Here is a 22,775-nt window from a genome sequence, read left to right on the forward strand (position 1 = left end):
GCAAAAGGGGGATTTGCCGGCCTTGCGCTATGGACGGCAACTGCGCATACCGGCGAGCGCTTTAGAAAAATTAGGACGCCCGGCAGCAGAAATATCTAACAAAAGCGATTGGCTGGCAAAATGCCGGGCCGCGCGGGCAATGATGCCCCTGAGGGGCGATAGTGCGAAGATCTTGCAGCAGATCCGGTTAGATATCGCAGGCCGGTGAACTGGATGGACGTGCGCCTTAAAGAAGTTTGTGTCGATGCCTGCCTGGTAGTCAAACTAGTTATAAACGAACCAGACAGCGCGCTGGCAGATGCCCTTTTTGCCTGGTGGCAGGAGCAGGGGGTTCAGTTAATAGCCCCGGTTTTTTGTCCTGTAGAAATAGATAGTGTTATTAGACGCAGGACAGTAATTACCAACCCCGAAGAAAGATTAACACCGGAACAGGCGGAAATTGCTTTTGAAGCCGTACAAGCTATTCCCTTAAAAACCATCAGTGTCCCCGGTCAACGGCGCCGGGCATGGGAACTGGCTGTATAATAACGTTAAGGGCAGGTTGCCTTATGTCCGTCTCCTCAGTGAATTTGCTTCGGAGTTGATGAGTTGAGAGATACCTCATAGGGATGACAATCAAAGTGAAGGAAGGTAGGAGTTTGGAACGGTTTAAGTTCTATTCCTTGACTGATGAGGAGAAGCATAGCCTGCTTCAAAGAATTGCTGCCTGCTTAAAAGGAAGAGAGGAGATAGCCTTTGCCTATCTTCACGGTTCTTTTCTCTTTGAAGGTCCTTTCAGGGATATTGATCTGGCCGTTTATATCAATAATGAGGGGATAGATTCAGATTACTTTCTTTATGAGATGCAGTTGGAAGATTCCCTCCGGCAGCTCATTCCTTTCCCAATCGATGTCAGGGTTATTAATAGAGCTCCTTTATCCTTCAAATATACCGTTCTAAAAAACGGTTACCTGTTAATAGAGAATGTCCCCAATATCAGAGTTGATTTTGAGGAATACACGCTGGACAGGTATTTTGATTTTGCTCCGCTTCGGAAACGCTATTTAAAGGAGACGCTTGGCCTTGAAATTTGATGCTTTAAAAGTCGGCAAACTTCTTGCTGCGTTCAAGCAGGCTCAAAAGCGGCTGCAAGACCTGGCCCGCTTGCCCAAAGAGGAGTTTTTGGCTGATCCTGACAAAATAGGCAGCGCTAAATATCATTTCATCGTGGCCATTGAAGCAGCCATTGATTTAAGCAATCATATTATCGCTAGAAACAATTTGAGAATACCGGAGGATTACGCTGATACCTTTCGTGTTTTGGGTGAGGCTGGCATTTTTCCTCCTGAATTTACTGCTACTCTCATTAAAATGGCTAGATTCAGGAACAGGCTGGTCCATATTTATTGGGACGTGGATAATGATACCCTCTATAATATTTTAGTGAACGGGCTCAAAGATCTTGATGCTTATTTAAAGGCAATGGGCAAATTTTTCACTGGTAACAAGGAAGAGCCCTAGATTCACGGCGCGGTCCATTTTTTACGCTACCGTGAGGTTGATTTTCTTTAGAAAGGAAGCACATGGGCATAGCTGATGCTGTTTTTAGGTCACGCTGGTTTAACCCTGGCGGCAGCCAGGGTGATAGAAAAGGTGATGGGTTCAGGCGGCAGGCAAAGGCCGGACGGTAGGCCGCGGCCGCCGGATCCGCTGGATTACCGCCTGGTCCTAATCGGTTCTATGCTGCCGGACATTATCGACAAGCCCCTGGGCGGGGTAATTTTTAAGGAAACCCTGGGTAACGGTCGTATCTACGCCCACACCCTGGTTTTTTTATTATTTGCCTGTTCCGCCGGCCTGCTGTGGTGGCGGCGTTACCGGCGGCCGGGGGGCCTGATCCTGGCCGGGGGCAGCCTCATGCACCACCTGCTGGACGGGATGTGGCGCTACCCGGCTACTTTCCTCTGGCCCCTGTACGGCTGGGGTTTTCCCCGGGGCCACCCGGAAGAGTGGTTCTGGCAGTGGCTGGCAGGGTTCCTCCATGACCCCTGGGTGTATGTGCCGGAAGCAGCCGGCGGTATCGTTCTTCTGTTCATTTTTGGACAGCTTGTCTGTCGGGGAGGGGTGATGGAGTTTTTGAAGCAGGGCAGGTTGTAGTGGAAAGGCTCGAGGTGTTTGCAATGTTGGATGGTAAACTTTTCTTATTTGTTCAGGTTTTTTAGGAGGATTATTACCAAAAATGGCGAATATAGCAAGTGAACTGGAGGGAGTTAACAAAATTTGCCTCTGAAAGGCTCGCTGCAGGCGGGCCCGAATGGGGCGTTAGGAGGGTTATATGGTGCGCTTCAAGGGTTTATGGTCGTATCTGGCGGTTGTTGTTTGCCTAAGCCTGGTGCTGGCCGGCATCCCGGCCGTGCCTAATGCCGCGGCGTCGTCGAGCGACCCGGTAGCCGATCTGGTGAACAGGCTGCAGCCGGTGTATAACTGCCTGGATGATGGGGATAAGGCCGTTATCCAGGCGGCGAAGGATGAGATTGCGGGGCTTCGTGATGATGAGATAGCAAATATTTTAGTTGCAAACCAATTAATAACTGATGGAGTTAAATCTAGGCTTGGTATTAATGATGAAAATGAAGCCGCTCTTAAGCTGGCCCCTGTGATTAGAGCCGCGGCTCAGATCCAGTACGCGCAAGATCCTTATGAATTAAAAGATAAATTGAATCAATTCCGCAGCGATTATAGCTCTATATTCAGTCAATTGCTTGGAAGCGGTGTGACCGTCGACGATGCTTGGGATTTTGCCATCCAGACTGAACAGGCCCTACCAGGTGCACTTTCTGCCAACATATGGGACCTGGCTGGATTTATTGGCAGTAATAACTACGAACAGGTATTAGCGGAATTTAGCAACATTCTGCGGGATGCGGTTAACAATGTCGATTCTGAACAACCTTTTAAGAAGAGCATCACTGACCTTGGCTGGAGTGTCGCCCAACTGGTTGACGTGAAAGACGCCTTGCGGAATGCAGTAGACCACGGTAAAGATGCCGAGCAGGCTCTGCTGAAGGGATACATACGCTCGGTGACATTTGTAGTTCCTTCAAAAGTAGGCAGCTTGATTCCTGGCGAGACAAGGTACTTTGACCTGGAGGTCCAGATACCGGATGCGCAGGAGACTTTTAATGTGCCAGGAAGTGTACTAAAATGGGTCTCTGCTAATCCGAATGTTGCTGATTTTGATCCTAATACTAATATATTGCGAGCTAAAAATGTCAACACAGCTTCAACAGTAATTATCCGGGCTTTTCACCCAAACAACACGGCGTCTAATGCCTGGCTGGCCAGCTATACGATAACGGTTCTACCTATCTTAACCATCGGTCAGCCTGTGTCCTTGGATAATGAATTGCAGGATCTGTTAGATTCCTCCGGTGTGCTTAAAGAACCAGCTACTTTGGTCTTTGGTGACGATGCTGGCATTCAGGTTATTCTACCGGCGGGTCTTAATTTGAATGGGGCTTCACTTCAAGTTGTGAAAAAGGATGCCAGTGAGGTACCAACACCTTCCGGTACAAGTATTGGTGGTCAGATAGCCGAATTTACGTTTAATGGTAATTTGGACAAAAAAGTAACTATCGGGCTGAAAAGAGATCCCGGTAAAGATAAAGTTGCCGTCTTCTATCTGAATAACGGCACGTGGGAATATCAGCCGAGCTGGCTGGATGGGGATATCGTTAAAGCGGAAGTTGAACACTTCTCGACTTACGCAGTTCTGCAGGATACCACCCCGCCGACTAATGTTACCCTAACCAAGGGGGATGTTACCAGTTCAAGTGTGGTATTGAATTTTTCGGCTGCCGACAGTTCAGGGATCAAGGGTTACGACATTATTCGCAACAACAATAAAATTAACGCCCAGCTGATAACAGGCAACACTTATACTGACACCGGCCTTAGCGCATCAACAACCTATACTTATAAAGTAATAGCCCATGATAATCTGGAGAATACGGCCGCAAGCCCTGAACTTATTGTAACCACTAGCGCTGCTTCCGGCAGTGGCGGTGGCGGAGGCGGTGGCGGTGCCCCCCAAACCGGGCAGCCTACCACCACTACCACCGACTTCGGCCAGGTTACGGTCGACAAATCCACGGGCAGCGTGACGACCACAATCGATGCTACCAAAGCGGCCGACCTGATTGCCCAGACTTCCGGCCCGGTGGTCTTTAAGGCCGACATCCCGGCCGACGTGACCGTCAAGACCGCTACGGTGGAACTGCCGGCCGCCGTCTTTACAAAAGCCGCGGAAGCTGGCAAGGCCCTTTCCCTGGAAGTGGCGGGGGTAAAGGCCCTTCTCCCGGCAGGGGTGATACCGCCGGAGATCCTGGCCGATCCGGCAGCAACGGTTAATTTTGCCTTCCAGGTCCTGGACGAAGCAGAGGCCCGGGCGTTTACCGGCGGCCTCCCGGCCGGCATGCGCCAGGCGGCGGACGTTATCGAGATCGGCCTGTATGCTGTTAAGGGTGACGACCAGCAGACGGTGACCCCGGCCAAACCGGTAACCCTTACCTTGACCTATCGCCCGCAGGGTGTGGACGCCGACAAGCTGGGCATCTATCGTTACAATGTAGCTGCCGGCGCCTGGGAATACAGGGGCGGCCGGGTCGATAAGGCCACCAATTCTATCAGCGCCGTCCTCAATTCCTTCTCGAAGTACACGGTGATGTCCTATGATAAGACCTTCAGCGACATCCAGGGACACTGGGCCCAGCGGGATATCGAAATCATGGCTGCCCGCCACGTTGCGGCCGGCATCACAGCCAGCGAATTCAATCCAGAAGGCCAGGTAACGCGGGCGGAATTTACGGCCTTCCTGCTCCGCGCCTTGGGTATCAGTGAGGATAGGTCCGCTGCCAATCCCTTCATTGACATCCAGCCCGGCGACTGGTACTACGGCGCCGTAGTGACTGCCTCCAGGACCGGCCTGGTGGCCGGCTATGAGGACGGCAGCTTCCGTCCCGACCGGGCCATCAGCCGCCAGGAGATGACCGCCATGTTGACCCGGGCCCTGGCTTACGCCGGCAAGAAGGTGGATGTTACCGGCCGGGTGGACGATATCTTGAGTAAGTTCAGCGACAATGGCAGCATTGCGGCCTGGGCCAGGGAGAGCGCGGCTGCGGCGGTAGAGTCCGGGCTGATTGCCGGCCGGACGGCCACCACCTTCGTGCCCCTGGGCAACGCCACCCGGGCGGAAACGGTGGTCATGCTCAAGCGGCTTCAAGACCGCATCTAATCTGCTTTTTGCCAAAAGGTACGGGGGATGTCCTGCCGCTGCGGGCATGCCCCCTATTTTTTAACCGGAGGGGAGAAGGTTGTTGCGGAGGGTTTATACGAGGGTTTTTACCTGCTGGACGCTGTTGTTCCTGATGCTGTTGTCCCTGGTGGGAGGGCCGGCCGCTACGGCCGCGGGGCTGGATCTCCCCGGCCTGTACGACCGGTTGAAGGATGATCCCGCCTACCAGTCCTACCGCCAGGAACTGCTGGAAGAGTACCGGAAGCTAAATAGCAGTGAGCAGGCCATGGACGGCGACATTCGTTCCTTCCTGGCCGATGTGCAGGAGCGGCTTGCTAATGCCGATACGAGCAGCCTCAAGGATGAAGACGACGTGAATTCCCTGGTCAGGAAAACGGCGGCGGAAGTGCTGCTTACGGATAGGAAATACACTACCCTAGCCAACGCCCTGGCGGCGACCTCGGACATTCAATCCATCCTGAAGGGCAATTTCCCGCCGTCCCTGGAGCCTGTCCGGAAAGAGGTTGTGAACGCTTTGCTGGGGAGCGGCGGTCAGGCCGCGGCCGGCGGGGGTGGGGCCGCGGTGCCTCCGGCCGGTACGGGAGAAGAGATCCAGCGCGACGCTGCCGCGGGAGTTGTTACCTGGTGGGTGAGCCCGGAGGCGGCCGCCGGGATAAAGGATAACAAGCTGGTCCTTTCCCTGGCGGGGGAGACTGCTCCCACCCGGACCTTCTCCCTGCCGCCGGCCCTGCTTCAGGACCTGGGGCAGAAAAAGGCGGAGCTGGAGCTGGACTACGGTCCGGTGGTCTTGACCCTGCCGGCGGCCTCCCTGACGGCTTTGAGCGTCTCCGGTGGAGCGGATCTAACGTGCAGGCAGGAGAGCCCGGACCCGGCCCGAATAAAAGACGTCAACAGGCCGGGCTACAGGGCGGCGGGTATGGTTTATACCCTCACCGCCGGGGAGAAGGCGGGGCTCTCGGCCGGCATCTCTGCCAGGATAAAATATGAAGAGCGGCAGGGGTTGGACCGGGACCTCCTGGGCGTCTACCAGGTGCAGAGCGGTGGTTCCCTGGTTTATCGCGGCGGCCGTAGGGTGGAAGGGAGCCCCTACCTGGAATTTGCCCTCCCCGGGGCCGGGAGTTACATCGTCCTGGAGTACCGGGCTGATTTTGCCGACCTGGCGGGCCACTGGGCGGCCAGGGATGTAGAGATTATGGCGGCCAGGCATATCGCCGCCGGCATGGGAGAGGGGCGATTTGAGCCCGACCGCGCGATTACCCGGGCTGAATTTACAAGCCTCTTACAGCGTGTTCTAGGCCTGCCGGCATCGGGGGCGGCAACCGGCTTTAGCGATGTGCCGCCTGAAGCCTGGTACGCTCCTTCCGTTGCCGCCGCTGTCCGGGCGGGGCTGGTGCACGGGTACGAGGATAAGACCTTTAAGCCCGACAATCCGGTGACCAGGGCGGAAATGGCGGCCATGCTGGCCAATGCCCTGGCCTTGAAAGGCCTGGCGGTGCAGCAGGAGCCCGGCCGGGTGGAAGCCGTCCTGCAGAACTATAAAGATCAGGCGGTTGTTCCCTCCTGGGCCCGGCCGGCCATGGCGGCGGCCGTGACAGCCGGGATTATCGGCGGCCGCGAAGGCGGTCTGGCGCCCCTGGAGCACGCCACCAGGGCCGAGGCCGTCGTGATGCTGAAGAGGTTGATGGATAAAAGCTTTGCGCCGGGATTGTAGGCTAAAGTTCTTTCCAGGGGGATGCAAAACCACCTGGTTGTTGCCTTGTTTAGAACCGACCTTGATCCTGGGAGAATCCGAGGCTGTTATACTTTCTAAAGATATAACTAGGATGTTCAAGCCCCCACCTTAGGTGCTAGGTGGGGGTTATTTTACTCTTACGTTGTTAAGGAAGGCCAGACTTACTTGCCTCCGAGGTATATGCTAAAAGTCTTTGAAGCTAATAAGGAAGCATTATCTGAGGTGGCGAGGAAAAAACTAAAATCTGCGCTGGATAGATTGCTGAACTATAAACCTAATAGAACGGTAAGGGTAGAGGATGTCGCTGATTTTTTCCTAAGCAAAGTAGACAATGAAGCGGGAAGCGCTATAACCCCTTTAAAACTGCAAAAATTACTTTATTATGCCCAAGGGTGGCATTTATCCTTTTTTGATGCTCCCCTCTTTACTTCTGATTTTCAAGCATGGGTTCATGGTCCTGTTTGTCCGGAGATCTATCATAAGTACCGGGATTACGGATGGAGAAGTCTGGAAAAAGTTGAGGAAAATATGGATGCTGCTTTTGATACAAGCCAAGTAGAACTACTGAACGCAATCAATGAGGTTTATGGAATGTTTGACGCCAAAGTTCTAGAAAGAATGACCCATAAAGATGAGCCTTGGCGGGAGGCAAGGAGGGGTTATCAAGCCAGTGAACATTGTCAAGAAATAATATCCAAAGAGAGCATTAAAAAATATTTTAAAACCTTAAGGGAGATTTTTGACATAAACGAACTCGAGGATATTAAAAAGAGCCTGAGAAGATATCAAGATATATTTTTCGTTTGAGAATTGAATTAAGCACCGGTGCGCCGGTGCTTTCCTGTTTACCAGCGGTAGAGACAAAATAGCTTCGCGTCTACATGGACGTCATGCGGGCAATGTGATCAAACTCCGCCGCCTTACAGAGGAGGAAGGCGGCGGATGGCTGGCCAGTATCCCCTTATCAACGGGCTGTATATCAGACGGAGAAACCCCGGCAGAGGCCCTGGCTAATTTGCAGGATCTATGCAGGGTTAAAGATACGCCGGGGGGCAAATTCCAGGACTGCGCCCGGCTGGTAGGGGCCGGCCAGGTAGTCGGCCGGGTCGGTGCTGATCAGGCGCACCACCCGGGCCTGGTTGAAGCTTAAGGGTTCGATTTCCAGAGTCAGGTGACCGACCTTGATTTCCTGGCGGCGGGGGCAGAAATTTTCTGCCCCCTCCCAGATCAGCTCCCACGGCATAGGGCTGTAGATGTACATAATTATCACCCTCTCAGTGGAGTTTCCCCGGGCCGGGGACGCCTTCGGCAATGAGTCTTTTTAAATGCTGGACGGCCTGGGAAAGCCCGCCGACTTCATCAATCAAGCCCACCTTCACGGCATCCTTACCCACCAGGATGGTACCGATATCCCGCGCCAGCTCGCCTGTCTGGAACATCAGGCGGCGCAGCTCCTGCTCGGAAATATTAGCGTGCTCCACAATAAAACGGATGACCCGGTCCTGCATTTTGTCCAGGTATTCATAGGTCTGGGGAACGCCGATGACCAGGCCGGTGAGGCGGATGGGGTGGATGGTCATGGTGGCCGTTTCGGCAATGAAGGAATGGTTGGCCGCCACGGCGATGGGCACGCCGATGGAATGCCCTCCGCCCAGGACCAGGGACACCACCGGTTTGGACATGCTGACCAGCATTTCGGCAATGGCCAGACCGGCTTCAACATCGCCGCCCACGGTATTTAAAACCACCAGGAGGCCTTTGATGCCGGGGTCCTGCTCGATGGCCACCAGCTGGGGAATAATGTGCTCATATTTAGTGGTTTTGTTCTGCGGCGGCAGGACCAGGTGGCCCTCGATCTGGCCTACGATCTGCACGCATTGAATTTCACTTTTATATTCAGCGACATTAGTTTGCCCCAGCTCTTTAATGTTTTCTACCTGCGGGCTGGCGGGGGGGCGGGCGGTGACGCGCACCGGCTCCCCAGGTAGCTGGGGCGGGGGTGTGGCCGGTTGATTGGGCACAGGGTTGGGACTGATATCAGGGCTGGGCATAATTGCAACTCCCCCTTGTTTAATTTAAACCTGGCTCAGGGTTATTATAGGAAATAAAGCCCGCAAACATGCATCGCCATCTTTTTATTTCAGAAGCAAGGAATTTCAAAGCACCGTGTAGAATAGTAGCAACCGGGGTGATGGAAAATGGCTCCTGCCAGGACGCTGAATGAAAAGATAAAAAATGAAATTATCGGTGTGGCCCTGGTGGCCCTGGCCCTCCTCTGCCTGGCGGGGTTGTATGTCCTGGACCTGGGTTACATAAGTTCTGCTGCCAGCATCGGCGCTGTGGGTCAGCTGCTGGTGGGCTTCTTAAAAGCCCTGACCGGCGAGGGTAAATATGTATTTCCTTTATTCCTGGCTGCCTGGGGCGTCCGCCTCATTACCGGGGGCAAAGTGAAGGATTCCCGGCCGCGTTTGCTGGGAGGCATTTTACTTTTTCTTACTTTTTTAAGCGCCCTGCACCAGCCTTTCTTAAACGGCAGTACTTATAAAGAAGCCCTGGCCTCTGGGGTCGCCGGCCAGGGCGGCGGCCTGCTCGGCGCCCTGGTATCCCTCTTCCTGCGGTCCATTTTCGGCCGGGTGGGCACCTGGATTGTGCTGACGGCCTTGGGTCTTATTGCCTTTCTCCTGACCACCGGCGTCTCTTTAACCCGCTTAACCGGGCGCCTGGGCCAGATGCTCTGTATCACCTTCCAGTCCATTAAAGGCTGGCTCCTGGCCTTTCTCTTTACCGAGGTCGAAGAAGAGGAGCCGGAGGTGCAGGAAAAGAAAAGCCTGAAGGGCAGGGGGAAATCTTTGCCGCGGGAACGGGAAGTAGTGCCCGTGGTCATTAACCCGCCGCCGGAACCGCCGCCGCCGGCCATTCAGCCTGTAGTCAGTGTGGAAGAGCCGGCCCAGGCCAGGGTCTATCCGGAAAGTCCGGCCCCGCCGGTCGGCGAGGACGAGAAAAAAGCCCGGCGCCGGCCCAAGGTTAACCTCCAGGTGGAAGATCCTGCCGGTAAAGAGGGGGAAGAAACCGCCTCCGAGCAGCCCGGCCCCTATGTTTTACCGCCTTTGAGTCTTTTGACCCGGCCGGTAAGGGTAAAAAATCCCCGCCTGGAAAAGGATATTACCGACCGGATCAAGATCCTGGAAGACACCCTGGACAGCTTTGGTGTCAAGGTCAAGGTGACGCAGGTCAGCTGCGGCCCGACGGTGACCCGCTATGAAGTCCAGCCGGCTCCGGGAGTGAAGGTGAGCAGGATCGTCAGCCTGGCCGACGATATTGCCCTGAGCCTGGCAGCCGCCCAGGTGCGGATTGAAGCCCCCATCCCGGGCAAGGCGGCGGTGGGTATCGAAGTGCCCAATAAGGAGATAGCTGTGGTCCACCTGCGGGAAGTGCTGGAAGATCCTGCTTTTCTGGAATCCAGCAGCAAGCTGACGGTGGCCCTGGGTAAAGATATTGCCGGCAACCCGGTAATTGCCGACCTGGCGAAAATGCCTCACCTCCTGATTGCCGGGACTACCGGTTCTGGCAAGAGCGTCTGCCTGAACGCCCTGATTTGCAGCCTGCTGTTTAAAGCCACCCCTCAGGAGCTAAAACTTTTGATGATTGACCCCAAAATGGTGGAGCTGACCCAGTACAACGGGATTCCCCACCTCCTGGCGCCGGTGGTCAGCCAGCCGAAAAAGGCCGCCACGGCCCTGCAGTGGATGGTCAGTGAAATGGAGAAACGCTATGAGCTTTTTGCCGGCGCCGGGGTCAAGGACATTACCCGCTACAACCGCTTGATGCACAAGGAAAACGGCGGCCAGGGCACCCTGCCCCTGGTTGTAGTCCTTATTGACGAGCTGGCCGACCTGATGATGGTGGCCCCGGCCGATGTGGAAGACGCCATCTGCCGCCTGGCCCAGATGGCCCGGGCGGCCGGCATTCACCTGGTTGTGGCCACGCAGCGGCCTTCAGTAGATGTCATTACCGGCCTGATCAAGGCCAACATCTCTTCCCGGATAGCCTTTGCCGTTTCCTCCCAGATTGATTCCCGGACCATCCTGGACATGGCCGGGGCGGAAAAGCTTTTAGGCCGCGGTGATATGCTCTTTTTACCCATCGGGGCCAGCAAGCCTATCCGCGTCCAGGGGGTTTATGTTTCCGACCGGGAGGTGGAAGACCTGGTGACTTATGTCAAACAGCAGGGCCGGCCGGAATATAACCCTAATTTCTTGAAAGGAGAGGAAAGCAGCGAAGACAACAGCGGGGCGGAAGACGAGCTTTTCCCTGCAGCCGTCAAGGTGATCCTGGAGACTGGCCAGGCTTCCATCTCCATGCTCCAGCGGCGCCTGCGGATAGGTTATACCAGGGCGGCGAGGCTGATGGATATGATGGAAGCCAGGGGTTTTGTGGGCGGCCATGAAGGTACCAAGGCCCGCGCCATTCTTATTAACTGGGAGGAATACCAGGAATTATTCGGCACAAAAGAAGAATGATATAGGGCAGGAATCTCTTGCTGCTGTGTCGAAAAAGATTTAAACCGGGAGGTGAGGCCATGGAAAAGGTTGGGGAGGTGCTCCGCTCTGCCCGCCAGGCAAAGGGGCTCTCTCTACGCGAAGTGGAAGAAGCTACAAAAATCCGCCTGCGCTATCTGGAAGCCCTGGAAAATGGGGAGTATAATCAGCTCCCCGGGCGGGTGTATGCCCTGGGTTTTGTGCGCAGTTATGCCCGCTATCTTGGCCTGGATGTCCAGGCGGTGGTGCAGCAGTTTAAACAGGAATACCCTACCGAAGAAGACAACAGCCCGGTGGAAGAGCAGCGCCTGCCAGCCAGGGGGTATGCCCGGGAGAAAAGAAGGCACTGGCTGCTGGTTCCGGCAGTACTTCTTGTGCTCTGGGGTATCAACTGGTTATATAATCATTACCGTCCTTCCTTTGACCAATCCGCCTCACCACCGCAGCCGCAGGTAACAGAACCGGCACCGGTGACCCCTGCCCCGCAGCAGCCCGTCACCCAGCCGCCGCCGGTAGGGACAACGCCCCAGGTCCAGGGGGTGGAAGTCAAGGTCAGGGCTTCCGGGGACTGCTGGATGGGGGCTGAAGTTGACGGCAAAAAAGATTTTGCCGGGATCTTAAAGGCCGGCGAAAGCAGGGTATTGCAGGGGAAGGAAAAAATTACCGTTACCCTTGGCAGCGCCGGCGCCGTCGAGGTAACCATCAACGGCCAGGTCCAACCACCCCTGGGCAGGGTGGGCGATGTAGTTACCTTCGAGGCTACTAAAGATTCCAGCCAGGCTAAAATAACGAGGAAACGATGATCAAAACTGCTGTTGTAACCCTCGGTTGCGCCAAGAATCAAGTTGACAGCGAGTATATGCTGGGTGTCCTGGATAAAAACCGTTTTGCCCTGGTGAAGGACCCCCGCGAGGCTGAAGTTGTTATCGTCAATACCTGCAGCTTTATCACGGCGGCCAAGCAGGAGGCCCTGGAAACTATTTTAGGGCTGGCCCAGGGAGAGCCACGGCCCTATATTATTGTGGCCGGGTGTCTCGCCCAGCAGCACGCCCGGGAGCTGTGGCAGGAACTGCCTGAAGTCGCCGCTTTCATTGGGCCGGGAGCCATCGGCCGCCTGCCCCTGATTATTGACCGGGTGTTAAAAGGGGAACGGCTTGTGGACGTCCCGCTTCCTGATGAAGAGGAAGGAGAACTGCCCCGCCTTACGGAGAAGGGAAGGCCCTATGCTTATTTAAAGATTGCCGAGGGCTGTGATAATCGCTGCAGTTATTGCACCATCCCCGCCATCAAGGGGCCTTACCGCAGCCGCCCCCTGGAAAAGCTCATTGCCGAGGCCAGGACCCTGGCCGCGGCCGGCGTAAAGGAATTAATCCTGGTGGCCCAGGACACTACCGCTTATGGCCTGGACTGCTACGGCGAGTACCGCCTGCCCCGGCTTCTGCGGGAGCTGGCCCGGATTCCGGAAATTGAGTGGCTGCGCCTCCTCTATGCCTATCCCACCAGGATTACCCCCGAACTGGTGGAGGTAATGGCCACGGAGGCCAAAGTGCTGCCTTACCTGGATCTGCCCCTCCAGCATGCCAGTGAACCCGTCCTGCGGCGGATGAACCGCCCCGGGAGCCTTACCGCCAGCATCAAGACTATCGAACGCCTGCGCCGGGCCATGCCGGAAATAGCCCTGCGTTCCACTTTTATTGTCGGCTTTCCGGGAGAAAGGGAAGAGGATTTCCAGCAGCTCCTGGACTTTTTGGGCTCTATGCAGTTCGACTGGGTGGGTGCCTTTAAATATTCCCCGGAAGCCGGTACTGCCGCCGCCGGTTTGCCGGATCAGGTGCCGGAAGAAGTAAAGGAAGAACGCTACCGGAAATTAATGCTTTACCAGCAGCCCATTACCAGGGCCTGCAATGAACGCTGGGTGGGACGGCAGGTGCAGGTTTTAACAGAAGGGCCGGGGGTAGGCCGCAGTTTCCGCCAGGCTCCGGAGGTCGACGGCTTGATTTATATGCAAGGAGGCACCCTGCCGGCGGGAACTATGGCCACAGTTAAACTCACCCGGGTCCGCGGCAATTACGATTTGGTGGGAAAGGTAGAGACGAAAAGGTAGATGTGGCAGTCCTGCCAGGTAATTCATAAGGCCTGATTAGTTGAAATTTGTTATAATTGAAGGTGTTATCCCTGGGAGAGGAGTGTTATCTTTGCACTTCAAAGGGTGGCGCCTTCATTTTATTTTTCTGGCAGCCCTTTTAACCTTTGGTTTATTGACCGGGGGCCAGTGGGCCTACCGGCACTACAGCCAGGAAAAACCCCTGGCTGATACCTTAAAGGCCAATCCTGCGGTTCAGGAAGCAGAGGTGACCCGGACGGCTCAAGGCCTGGAAGTTAGGGTCATCCTTGGACCAGGAGCCGATCTGCCCCAGGTCTACCGGCAGGTACAGGAAGCGGTGGACAAGCTTTACGGCAGGGAACAGGTAAAGCTGGTCATCCAGGACCGCCGTTCCCCGGCCCTGGAAAATTTATGGCGGCAAAGCCAGTTTGCCGTCTATGAAGCGGCAGTGCGCGGCAGCTTTACCCAGATGGCGGCCACCGTTGAACGGCTGGCGCGCCAGGCGGGCGTCGACCAGTATGCCGTCAATGTGGACGATAACTATATTTATCTCCAATTCAGCCAGGGACAGGCTTACCTTTACCAGGTAGTACCCAGGCCCAATTATGTAACCCGGGGGGAGGGGTAAAGTGTTTAAGGAAATTAAAGAGATAATTGCTGGCACAGGCCTGGGGTTAATAATTTTTTTAGTCATCGAAGGGGTGAACATTACTCCCTTTTTGCTCCTGGCGGGAATGGGTTTCCTGGCCTACTGGGTAATTGAAAAAAAAGGCCTCCTCCCTTCAACCCTGGGGGGGAAGGGGTATACGCCGCCGGTGAAGGTATCCTTTGCGGATATCGGCGGCCAGGCTGCGGCTGTCCGCGAGTTAAAGGAGGCCCTGGAGTTTTTACTGCGCAGTTCAGAAGTTGAGGCCATGGGCATTCGTCCCTTGAAGGGCATCCTTTTGAGCGGCCCGCCGGGAACGGGAAAGACGCTTCTGGCCAAGGCGGCCGCCACCTATACGGATGCTGTTTTTCTCGAGGCCAGCGGCAGCGAATTTATCGAGATGTATGCCGGCGTCGGCGCCCAGCGGGTACGGGCCATTTTCAACCGGGCCCGGGATTTGGCCCGGCGCCGGCAGAAAAAACGGGCCATTATCTTTATCGACGAGCTGGAAGTCCTGGGCGGCAGGCGCGGCAGCCACGCCTCCCACCTAGAATATGACCAGACTTTAAACCAGCTCCTGGTAGAGATGGATGGCTTAAAGAGCAGCCACGATGTCCAGATTCTGGTTATCGGCGCTACCAACCGCCCCGACTTGCTGGATCCGGCCCTTTTACGTCCGGGGCGGTTCGACCGACAGGTCAAGGTTGACCTGCCTGACCGGGAGGGAAGGCTGGCCATTTTAAAACTGCATACGGCCAATAAGCCCCTGGCGCCGGAGGTGGATCTGGAAGCCGTTGCCCGGGAAACCTTCGGGTTTTCCGGGGCGCATCTGGAAAGCGTGGCCAATGAGGCCGCCATCCTGGCCCTGCGGGAAAAATCTCCCCTTATCACCCAGAAACATTTAATGGAAGCGGTGGATAAGGTAATGCTGGGGGAAAAGCTGGGCCGCAAACCGGCGGCGGACGAGCTGTACCGGCTGGCCATCCATGAGGCCGGCCATGCCATTGCCGGGGAGCTGCTAAGACCCCGGTCTATTTCCCACGTGACCATCACCTCCCGGGGCCAGGCCCTGGGCTATACCCGGCAGAAGCCGGATAACGACATGTACCTGTACACCAGGGAATACCTTGAAACCCAAATGGATATCTGCCTGGCCGGCGCCGTGGCTGAGAACTTGATCCTTGGCAGCCGCAGTACCGGGTCCCTCAATGACTTTAAAGAAGCCATCCGCCTGGCCCGGGTGATTATTACCTCCGGGCTGTCGGACCTCGGGGTAGTGGCTGAAGAAAATTTGACCAAGGAACAGATGCACAACGCTTCCTCCAATATCATCAGCCGGGAAGAAGCAAAGGTGGCTTCCCTCCTCCGGCCCTACCAGGAGGCTTTAAAGGCCTTGGCTGCAGAACTGGTAGAAAAGGAAACAGTAACCGGGCGGGAACTGCGGGCCCTGTTACAGGAACAGGCCGCCGCCTCTTGAAAATTTTGGTCACGGTGCAGCAGGATTATCAGGAAGGGGAAGCGAATAGATCCTGTAAACAGGTGATCGGTATGCGGCTGTTTGTGGCTATAAATTTCTCACCCGCGCTGAAAAATGTCCTGGCCGGACTGCTGGAAGAACTACGCCAGCTGCCGGCAGCAGTTAAATGGGTGCCGCCGGAGAATATCCATTTGACCCTCAAGTTTTTGGGTGAAGTGGCCCCGGCCAGGGTTGAGGAGATAGGAGCGGCCCTGCGGCGTGCCGCTGCCGGGATCAATCCGTGGCACCTGGAGGTAAAGGGCACCGGGGTTTTCCCGGGGTGGCGCAGTCCCAGGGTGGTCTGGGTGGGGGTGGAGTCGGAAAAGCCCCTGTATGTTTTACAGCAGCAGGTAACCAGGGAATACCTGGAGCTAGGTTTCCCGGCCGCTTCCTTTACTCCCCATTTAACCCTGGGCCGCCTGCGGCCGGGGACGGCCTCCGGGCCGCTCCAGGACAGGCTCAAGAGTCTGGCCGGCGTGTCCTGGGGGAGGGAAAAGGTGACGGCGGTAAGCCTCATGGAGAGCAGCCTGACCCCCCGCGGGGCTGTTTATAGGCCGGTGCTAACAGTCCCTTTGCCGGCCCCTGACGGCGCCCCCTCCAATGAACAATGAAAATGCACTTTTGGCAAAATAGAACTTTATTTTCCTAGGAGGCGAACTTACATAGTGGTTTTATCGGACAAGCAGCGGGCCCTGGAAAATGCCCTGCTCCAGATCGAGAGGCACTTCGGCAAGGGTTCCATAATGAAGCTGGGGGAATCCGGTGCCCGGCTCAATGTAGAAGCCATTTCCACCGGCGCCCTGCCCCTGGATCTGGCCCTGGGGGTAGGCGGGCTGCCCCGGGGTCGGGTGGTGGAAATCTTTGGCCCGGAATCCTCGGGTAAGACGACGGTGGCCCTGCATGTCATAGCCGAGGCCCAGCGGGGCGGCGGCACGGCAGCCTTTATCGACGCCGAGCACGCCCTCGACCCGGTGTATGCCAGGAACCTGGGCGTCGACATTGACAACCTTTTAGTATCCCAGCCCGATACCGGCGAGCAGGCCCTGGAAATAGCCGAAGCCCTGGTGCGCAGCGGCGCCATCGATGTCATTGTCATCGATTCCGTAGCCGCCCTGGTGCCCAAAGCTGAGCTGGACGGTGAAATGGGCGACGCCCATGTGGGCCTGCAGGCCAGGCTCATGTCCCAGGCTCTACGCAAGCTGGCCGGCGTTATTGCCAAATCGCGCACCGTTGCTATTTTTATCAACCAGTTGCGGGAAAAGGTAGGGGTCCTCTTCGGCAGTCCCGAGACGACACCCGGGGGACGGGCGCTGAAATTTTATGCTTCGGTGCGCCTGGATGTGCGCAAAGTAGAGCAGGTCAAGCAGGGGACCGAGATTATTGGCAGCCGCACCCGGGTAAAGGTTGTTAAAAATAAAGTGGCGCCGCCCTTCCGCCAGGCCGAATTTGATATTATTTACGGCCGGGGTATTGACCGCGAGGGTTGCCTGCTTGACATGGGCACGGAATTGGATATAGTAAAGAAGAGTGGAGCTTGGTATTCCCTGGGGGAGGATCGCCTCGGCCAGGGCCGGGAAGCAGCCAAAGAGTTCCTGCGCGACCACCCCGAAGTGGCGGCCAGCATTGAAAACCAGATCCGCGTTAAAACCGGGTTAGTAAAGACGGCCGCAGCGGCGGTAGAAGAGGAAGGTGCGCAAGACGGATAATCCCTCGGCGGGAGCTGCCTGGGAGTGTGCCCTGAGAATATTAACCCGGCGCCAGCAGAGTGAACAGGAAATACGCTGGAAATTGCAGGCCAGGGGTTTTCCCGGGGAGGTAGTGGCGGCGACCATAAAGCGGTTGCAGGATGCCGGTTTGCTTGATGACGCCCGTTTTGCCCGGGACTGGGCCGCTTACCGGCTGGCTACCCACCCGGTAGGCCGGAGGCGCCTGCGGCGCGAGCTGCAGGAGCACGGCGTGGCCCCTGCCCTGGCTGAAGGGGTAGTCAGCGACCTGCTTTCTCCGGAAGCAGAGCTGGCCGCAGCCCGGGAACTGGCGGGGAAATATCACCGGCGCCCAGGAGAAAGCGCCGATCATTATTACCGGCGTCTGGCCCGCTTTCTCTGGCAGCGAGGTTTTAACGGGCATATAGTTCGCCAGGTGCTGGAAGAACTGGCAGGACATATTCATATTGACAGTGATGATTTAAACCTATAAAATAGAGTGGGAGAAACTAGGTGTAGGATCACCACCATTACCCTTTATGGATAGATTTCACTACCAGGTTTAGCCTGGATGGAATATAACTTATCTGACCTGAAAATGGATTGTTGTACTGTATTTTTGGGTCCCCAACAGGCGTGAGGAGTCCTGGTTTTGAACCTAAAAAGGGGATATGTGGTTGGTGTGCCTATTTTCAAGCCGAGTTTCTACTCGGCTTTATTTTATGAAGGGGGGGTGAAGAAAAATCCAGTATATCTTTTATGCCCTGATAGCTTTCCTGGTGGGTGCAGCCGGCGGTTATGCCATGCGCAAATACCTGGCCGAGGCCAGGATTGCTTCGGCCGAGAAGGCTGCAGCCGCCATTATCGAAGAAGCCAAAAAAGAAGCCGAGGCTAAAAAGCGAGAAGCGGTCCTGGAAGCCAAGGAAGAAGCCCACCGCATCCGTAATGAAATAGAGCGGGAGAGCCGGGAACGGCGCAGTGAGCTCCAGCGTTTCGAGCGGCGCCTGATGCAGAAGGAAGAGGCGCTGGACCGCAAGACCGAAGCCCTCGAGCGGAAAGAGGCCAGCCTTCACCGCCAGGAAGAAGCTGCCCAGAAGCTGAGGGAAGAGCTGGAAGAGCTGCGCCGGCGGCAGGTCAGCGAGCTGGAACGCATTTCCGGCTTGACGACCGAAGAAGCCAGGGCCATCCTGCTGCAGAGTGTCGAAGAAGAAGTAAGGCATGAAGCAGCCATGTTGATTAAACAAATTGAAACGGAAGCCAAAGAAGAAGCAGAAAAAAGGGCGCGGGAGATTGTTACCCACGCCATCCAGCATTGTGCTGCTGATTATGTGGCCGAGGCTACGGTTTCGGTGGTGAACCTGCCCAATGATGAAATGAAGGGGCGCATAATCGGTCGCGAGGGCCGCAACATTCGCGCCCTGGAAACCCTGACGGGTGTCGATCTCATCATTGATGATACCCCGGAAGCCGTTATTCTCTCCAGCTTCGATCCTATTCGCCGGGAAGTGGCCCGCATTGCCCTGGAAAAGTTAATTATCGATGGGCGTATCCACCCGGCCCGGATCGAAGAAATGGTTGAAAAGGCCCGGCGGGAGCTGGAGCAGAAGATCCGGGAAGAAGGGGAACGGGCTACCTTCGAAGCGGGGATTCACGGCCTGCATCCAGAGCTGGTGCGCCTCCTGGGTAAACTTAAATACCGCACCAGCTACGGCCAGAACGTCCTTAAACACTCCCTGGAAGTAGCTTTCCTGGCCGGGGCCATGGCTGCCGAGCTGGGTGTTGATGTCCAGCTGGCCAAGCGGGCCGGCTTGCTCCATGATATTGGTAAAGCCGTCGATTTTGAAGTGGAGGGTCCCCATGTCGCCCTGGGTGTCGATCTGGCTAAAAAATACCGGGAATCCCCGGAGGTAATCCATGCCATTGAAGCCCATCATGGTGACGTGGAACCGCGTAGCATCGAAGCCGGCCTGGTTCAGGCGGCCGATGCTATTTCAGCAGCGCGGCCGGGAGCCCGGCGGGAGACCCTGGAGGCTTATATTAAACGCCTGGAAAAACTGGAGGAGATCGCCGATTCCTTTGCTGGCGTGGAAAAGTCCTATGCCATCCAGGCCGGCCGGGAGGTAAGGATTTTAGTTAAACCCGACAAGATTGATGACGCCATGGCTGTCCACCTGGCCAGGGAAATCGTGAAAAAGATTGAAAAGGAAATGGAATATCCGGGCCAGATTAAAGTGGTGGTTATCCGCGAAACCCGCGCTGTTGATTATGCTAAATAATTTTTTTGGCAGGGAAGGGAATAGTTTTTCCATCCCTGCCATTAAATTTTCATCGTTACCGGAGGACAAGGCAGGCAGGAATTTGCTTCTAGGTGCAGAAGTAGTGTCTTATACATAAAAGTACGGGGCAGGTGTTAACCTTGGGCCTGAAGTACAAACACGGCGGCGAAGTATCTGATACTATCGGTCTCCTTATTTCTATCCTGGTACGTTACCCGGAAGTAGGTACCATTAACTATGAACCCCAAGACCAGGTTTTACGCTTTACCTTTATGCTGTCTCAGCCCCTGGCCGGGGAGGCCATCCAGCAGTTTGAAAAGAAATTCCGCAAATCCCTGGAAGTATATAACTACCTGGAAGACCGGGAAGCGCGGGTCATCAACCTGAAATATACACCCTATGACCAGCTGACGGCCCTGGAGGTACAGCGGGATGTAGCTACCCTTTCCCGGGATGAAATTGACCTCATTATCGCCCTGGTGCGGGAGGAATTTGGGTCCAACCTGGTAGCGGAGAACAATGATAATATCATGGAAGAAGAGCTTTTGCTCCAGGAAGAGTTAATTGACCGTATGCTGGAAAGCGTCCGGGGCACCGTCCCGGAGCGCCAGCTAATTGCCTTCCGGGAAGAAGGCCGGGTCATGGTGTTTAATAAATAGCCCCATGACGAATAATAATTTTTAAGGTAATTCGAGGGGAGCCTTGTTTTTGCGGGTTTTAATGATCGGCGATGTAGTGGGACGGCCGGGCCGTAAAGCGATCCGGGAGCTCCTGCCGCCCCTGCTCCAGGAATACCGGCCGGACCTGGTGGTGGCAAACGGTGAAAATGCGGCCGGCGGCAACGGCATTACCCCGGCTGTTGCCGCTGATCTTTTTGCCGCCGGCATTGATATTTTAACCATGGGCAACCACGTCTGGGACAAGCGCGAAGCGGCGGCCCTCCTGGAGGAGGATGAGCGCATTGTCCGGCCGGCTAACTATCCTCCCGGTACTCCCGGCCGGGGCTATACCCTGGTAAAGGTTAAGGAAGACCTGCAGGTAGGAATTATTAATTTATCGGGGCGGGTTTTTCTATCATCCCTGGAGTGCCCTTTTCGCCTGGGACGCTGCCTGGCAGAAGAGATCGGGGCGACAACTAAAATCATTTTAGTAGACTTCCATGCTGAAGCAACTTCGGAAAAGGTTGCCCTGGGCTGGTACCTGGACGGCCTGGTAAGTGCGGTGATCGGGACCCATACCCATATCCAGACGGCCGATGCCCGCGTCCTGCCCCAGGGGACAGCATATATCACCGATGTAGGTATGACCGGACCCAGGGATTCGGTCCTGGGGGTGAAAACAGAACTTGTCGTTACAAAATTTCTTACCCAGCTGCCGGTGCGGTTTGAAGTCGCCGGCGGCACTATCCAGCTGGAAGCCGTGCTGGTAGATATTGATCCCCGTACCGGCCGGGCAGAGGCTATCCAGAGGTTGCAGCACTACGGCCCGGCGTAAATTGACCACTAAAAATTAACCAATTAGACAGGATATCTATGCAGCTAGCTGATTTACATACCCATACTACGGCCTCCGACGGCCGGCTGTCACCAGCTGAACTAATCAGGCTGGCGCAGACAAAAGGCTTGACGGCCCTGGGTGTTACCGACCACGATACGGTAGCCGGCCTGGCAGAAGCCCTGGCTGCCGGCAGCAGTTACGGCGTGACGGTCGTTCCCGGGGTCGAGCTGAGCACCGAGTGGGAAGATAAAGAAGTCCATATTTTGGGTTATTACCTTGACTGGCAAAAGGAACATTTGCTGGCCTTCCTGGAAACTATGCGCCAGGCGCGTCACCGGCGCACGGCCCGGATGGTCGCCAGATTACAAGAGCTGGGTTATGATATCAGCATGGGCGAGGTCGAGCAGGAAGTCCGGGGCGAGGCCGTGGGCCGTCCCCATATCGCAGCCGTTCTGGTCCGTAAGGGATATGCCCCCTCCGTGGAGGCGGCCTTCAAAACCCTGCTGGCACGGGGCCGGCCTGCTTATGTCCCGCGGGAAAAAGTTGAACCTGCCCGGGCGGTGGAGGTAATATTAAAGGCTGGCGGCGTCCCCGTCCTGGCCCACCCGGGCTTAAGCGAGGCCGATGCCCTTCTTCCGGCCCTAGTTGATGACGGCTTACAGGGTATCGAAGCCTATTATCCCCTCCACGATGCCGCCGCCACCGGGCGTTACCTGGAACTGGCCTCCCGGTATAACCTGGTGGTTACCGGCGGTTCCGATTTCCACGGCATAGTTGACGGCAGCCATGCCGAGCTGGGGACCTGCCGGGTGGGCACAGCGGAACTGGAACAGTTACAGGTACGGGCGAAAAAGATTAAAGTTCAAGCGACTAAGGTTTGATTTCCGGGCATATATTTTAGCAAACTAATAATTGAGGGGGTGGGGCCGTTGGCTGGCAGCGATCCGGGTGCCCTTTACCGGCGCATTCAAGAGCTGGAAAGCAAAGTGGAACAATTACGGGTCAGCCGGCGTGTCCTGATGCGCCTGGTGGAAAAAAGCGAAACAGAAAAGTGGGAAATGGTGAATCGCCTGCGCCAGGAAAAGGAAAAGCTCCAGCTCCGCAACCGGCGCTATGCCCGGGCTATCTGGGAAAAGAATAAAGAGCTGGCTATGCTCGCAAATAAATTACAAAGCATATCGTTACCCAGGGCTTGACTGATAGGAGGGAGCGATTTATACTATAATTAACTTAATAGGGAACAGGTGCCTGAAAGGTTAAAAGGGAATCAGGTGTAAATCCTGAGCGGTCGCGCCACTGTAACCGGGGAGCCTGCTTCAAGGCCACTGGTATTATACCGGGAAGGCGAAGCCAGGCAAGGAGCCGGAGCCAGGAAACCTGCCTGTTCATTTCACCCTCGCGTCAAGGGGCCTAAAGTTAGGTGGAGTGACTCCAGCTGCTTCGTGGGGGCTGGAGTTTTTATTTTAGGAG

General features: G+C 55.8%; 23 protein-coding genes and 1 riboswitch. Of the genes, 21 read left to right on the top strand and 2 right to left on the bottom strand.

Annotated features, from left to right (window positions below; translation table 11 throughout):
* The first annotated feature begins 22 nt into the window (after window positions 1-22).
* The 8 genes from MCACP_RS06160 to MCACP_RS06195 all read left to right on the top strand — a co-directional run bounded on the left by MCACP_RS06160 (window position 23) and on the right by MCACP_RS06195 (window position 7,832).
* Window positions 23-208 (top strand): hypothetical protein, encoded by a 186-nt coding sequence (locus MCACP_RS06160; protein WP_406678471.1) that lies wholly within the window; start codon window positions 23-25, stop codon window positions 206-208.
* Window positions 205-525 (top strand): type II toxin-antitoxin system VapC family toxin, encoded by a 321-nt coding sequence (locus tag MCACP_RS06165; protein ID WP_172613824.1) that lies wholly within the window; start codon window positions 205-207, stop codon window positions 523-525. Before MCACP_RS06160 ends, MCACP_RS06165 begins: the two co-directional genes overlap by 4 nt.
* Window positions 526-608: 83 nt before the next feature.
* Complete coding sequence (locus MCACP_RS06170) at window positions 609-1,073, top strand: nucleotidyltransferase domain-containing protein (RefSeq protein ID WP_406678472.1); 465 nt, start codon at window positions 609-611, stop codon at window positions 1,071-1,073.
* The gene (gene hepT / locus MCACP_RS06175) at window positions 1,063-1,500 is read left to right on the top strand and encodes a type VII toxin-antitoxin system HepT family RNase toxin (RefSeq protein WP_406678473.1); all 438 of its coding nucleotides are present in this window, start codon (window positions 1,063-1,065) and stop codon (window positions 1,498-1,500) included. Before MCACP_RS06170 ends, hepT begins: the two co-directional genes overlap by 11 nt.
* A gap of 75 nt (window positions 1,501-1,575) precedes the next feature.
* Entirely contained in the window at window positions 1,576-2,136 is a 561-nt protein-coding gene (locus MCACP_RS06180; protein WP_406678474.1) for a metal-dependent hydrolase, read from the top strand.
* Window positions 2,137-2,314: 178 nt separating this feature from the next.
* On the top strand, window positions 2,315-5,272 hold the full coding sequence (locus MCACP_RS06185; RefSeq protein ID WP_406678475.1) for an S-layer homology domain-containing protein: 2,958 nt from the start codon (window positions 2,315-2,317) through the stop codon (window positions 5,270-5,272).
* A gap of 79 nt (window positions 5,273-5,351) precedes the next feature.
* A complete protein-coding gene (locus tag MCACP_RS06190; RefSeq protein WP_406678476.1) occupies window positions 5,352-7,004 on the top strand; it encodes an S-layer homology domain-containing protein in 1,653 nt (550 codons plus the stop codon).
* Window positions 7,005-7,205: 201 nt separating this feature from the next.
* Window positions 7,206-7,832 (top strand): Panacea domain-containing protein, encoded by a 627-nt coding sequence (locus MCACP_RS06195; protein ID WP_406678477.1) that lies wholly within the window; start codon window positions 7,206-7,208, stop codon window positions 7,830-7,832.
* 217 nt (window positions 7,833-8,049) lie between these two features.
* On the opposite strand, the gene MCACP_RS06200 is transcribed toward MCACP_RS06195, so the two are convergent.
* The gene (locus MCACP_RS06200; RefSeq protein WP_406678478.1) at window positions 8,050-8,286 is read right to left on the bottom strand and encodes a YlzJ-like family protein; all 237 of its coding nucleotides are present in this window, start codon (window positions 8,284-8,286) and stop codon (window positions 8,050-8,052) included.
* A gap of 13 nt (window positions 8,287-8,299) precedes the next feature.
* A complete protein-coding gene (locus tag MCACP_RS06205; RefSeq protein ID WP_406678479.1) occupies window positions 8,300-9,076 on the bottom strand; it encodes a ClpP family protease in 777 nt (258 codons plus the stop codon).
* Between the two features lie 147 nt (window positions 9,077-9,223).
* On the opposite strand from MCACP_RS06205, the gene MCACP_RS06210 reads away from it, so the two are divergent.
* The 13 genes from MCACP_RS06210 to MCACP_RS06270 all read left to right on the top strand — a co-directional run bounded on the left by MCACP_RS06210 (window position 9,224) and on the right by MCACP_RS06270 (window position 22,501).
* On the top strand, window positions 9,224-11,545 hold the full coding sequence (locus tag MCACP_RS06210; protein WP_406678480.1) for an FtsK/SpoIIIE family DNA translocase: 2,322 nt from the start codon (window positions 9,224-9,226) through the stop codon (window positions 11,543-11,545).
* A gap of 59 nt (window positions 11,546-11,604) precedes the next feature.
* Window positions 11,605-12,366, top strand: a complete 762-nt coding sequence (locus tag MCACP_RS06215; protein ID WP_406678481.1) for a helix-turn-helix domain-containing protein — start codon at window positions 11,605-11,607, stop codon at window positions 12,364-12,366.
* A complete protein-coding gene (gene rimO / locus MCACP_RS06220; protein WP_406678482.1) occupies window positions 12,363-13,667 on the top strand; it encodes a 30S ribosomal protein S12 methylthiotransferase RimO in 1,305 nt (434 codons plus the stop codon). Before MCACP_RS06215 ends, rimO begins: the two co-directional genes overlap by 4 nt.
* Window positions 13,668-13,758: 91 nt before the next feature.
* Window positions 13,759-14,295 carry a hypothetical protein gene (locus MCACP_RS06225; RefSeq protein WP_406678483.1) on the top strand — a complete coding sequence of 179 codons (537 nt, stop codon included), beginning with the start codon at window positions 13,759-13,761 and terminating at the stop codon, window positions 14,293-14,295.
* A 1-nt stretch (window position 14,296) separates the two neighbouring features.
* The gene (locus MCACP_RS06230) at window positions 14,297-15,790 is read left to right on the top strand and encodes an AAA family ATPase (protein WP_406678484.1); all 1,494 of its coding nucleotides are present in this window, start codon (window positions 14,297-14,299) and stop codon (window positions 15,788-15,790) included.
* 71 nt (window positions 15,791-15,861) lie between these two features.
* A complete protein-coding gene (gene thpR / locus MCACP_RS06235) occupies window positions 15,862-16,440 on the top strand; it encodes an RNA 2',3'-cyclic phosphodiesterase (protein ID WP_406678697.1) in 579 nt (192 codons plus the stop codon).
* A gap of 54 nt (window positions 16,441-16,494) precedes the next feature.
* Window positions 16,495-17,535, top strand: coding sequence for a recombinase RecA (gene recA, locus MCACP_RS06240; RefSeq protein WP_406678485.1), 1,041 nt, complete (start codon window positions 16,495-16,497; stop codon window positions 17,533-17,535).
* Window positions 17,519-18,025 carry a regulatory protein RecX gene (locus MCACP_RS06245; protein ID WP_406678486.1) on the top strand — a complete coding sequence of 169 codons (507 nt, stop codon included), beginning with the start codon at window positions 17,519-17,521 and terminating at the stop codon, window positions 18,023-18,025. Before recA ends, MCACP_RS06245 begins: the two co-directional genes overlap by 17 nt.
* 310 nt (window positions 18,026-18,335) lie before the next feature.
* On the top strand, window positions 18,336-19,808 hold the full coding sequence (gene rny / locus MCACP_RS06250; protein ID WP_406678487.1) for a ribonuclease Y: 1,473 nt from the start codon (window positions 18,336-18,338) through the stop codon (window positions 19,806-19,808).
* Window positions 19,809-19,939: 131 nt separating this feature from the next.
* On the top strand, window positions 19,940-20,467 hold the full coding sequence (locus MCACP_RS06255) for a hypothetical protein (RefSeq protein WP_406678488.1): 528 nt from the start codon (window positions 19,940-19,942) through the stop codon (window positions 20,465-20,467).
* Window positions 20,468-20,516: 49 nt separating this feature from the next.
* Complete coding sequence (locus MCACP_RS06260) at window positions 20,517-21,302, top strand: TIGR00282 family metallophosphoesterase (protein WP_406678489.1); 786 nt, start codon at window positions 20,517-20,519, stop codon at window positions 21,300-21,302.
* A gap of 38 nt (window positions 21,303-21,340) precedes the next feature.
* Entirely contained in the window at window positions 21,341-22,186 is an 846-nt protein-coding gene (locus tag MCACP_RS06265; protein ID WP_406678490.1) for a PHP domain-containing protein, read from the top strand.
* Between the two features lie 48 nt (window positions 22,187-22,234).
* Window positions 22,235-22,501: a translation initiation factor 2 gene (locus MCACP_RS06270; protein ID WP_406678491.1), complete on the top strand. Its 267-nt coding sequence runs from the start codon at window positions 22,235-22,237 to the stop codon at window positions 22,499-22,501.
* A gap of 29 nt (window positions 22,502-22,530) precedes the next feature.
* A riboswitch (cobalamin riboswitch) is annotated at window positions 22,531-22,704 on the top strand.
* The last annotated feature ends 71 nt before the right edge of the window (window positions 22,705-22,775 follow it).

It is taken from the genome of Neomoorella carbonis (assembly GCF_045278715.1).
In the GTDB taxonomy this organism is placed as follows: Bacteria; Bacillota; DSM-521; order Neomoorellales; family Neomoorellaceae; genus Neomoorella; species Neomoorella carbonis.

Bases quoted from the DNA above. Each gene is read 5' to 3' on its own strand.
- MCACP_RS06200 (WP_406678478.1), bottom strand. From the start codon at position 8,286: ATGTACATCTACAGCCCTATGCCGTGGGAGCTGATCTGGGAGGGGGCA.
- MCACP_RS06185 (WP_406678475.1), top strand. From the start codon at position 2,315: ATGGTGCGCTTCAAGGGTTTATGGTCGTATCTGGCGGTTGTTGTTTGC.
- MCACP_RS06195 (WP_406678477.1), top strand. From the start codon at position 7,206: ATGCTAAAAGTCTTTGAAGCTAATAAGGAAGCATTATCTGAGGTGGCG.
- thpR (WP_406678697.1), top strand. From the start codon at position 15,862: ATGCGGCTGTTTGTGGCTATAAATTTCTCACCCGCGCTGAAAAATGTC.
- MCACP_RS06180 (WP_406678474.1), top strand. From the start codon at position 1,576: ATGCTGTTTTTAGGTCACGCTGGTTTAACCCTGGCGGCAGCCAGGGTG.
- MCACP_RS06205 (WP_406678479.1), bottom strand. From the start codon at position 9,076: ATGCCCAGCCCTGATATCAGTCCCAACCCTGTGCCCAATCAACCGGCC.
- rimO (WP_406678482.1), top strand. From the start codon at position 12,363: ATGATCAAAACTGCTGTTGTAACCCTCGGTTGCGCCAAGAATCAAGTT.
- rny (WP_406678487.1), top strand. From the start codon at position 18,336: ATGCGCAAATACCTGGCCGAGGCCAGGATTGCTTCGGCCGAGAAGGCT.
- MCACP_RS06170 (WP_406678472.1), top strand. From the start codon at position 609: ATGACAATCAAAGTGAAGGAAGGTAGGAGTTTGGAACGGTTTAAGTTC.
- MCACP_RS06215 (WP_406678481.1), top strand. From the start codon at position 11,605: ATGGAAAAGGTTGGGGAGGTGCTCCGCTCTGCCCGCCAGGCAAAGGGG.
- MCACP_RS06210 (WP_406678480.1), top strand. From the start codon at position 9,224: ATGGCTCCTGCCAGGACGCTGAATGAAAAGATAAAAAATGAAATTATC.
- MCACP_RS06265 (WP_406678490.1), top strand. From the start codon at position 21,341: ATGCAGCTAGCTGATTTACATACCCATACTACGGCCTCCGACGGCCGG.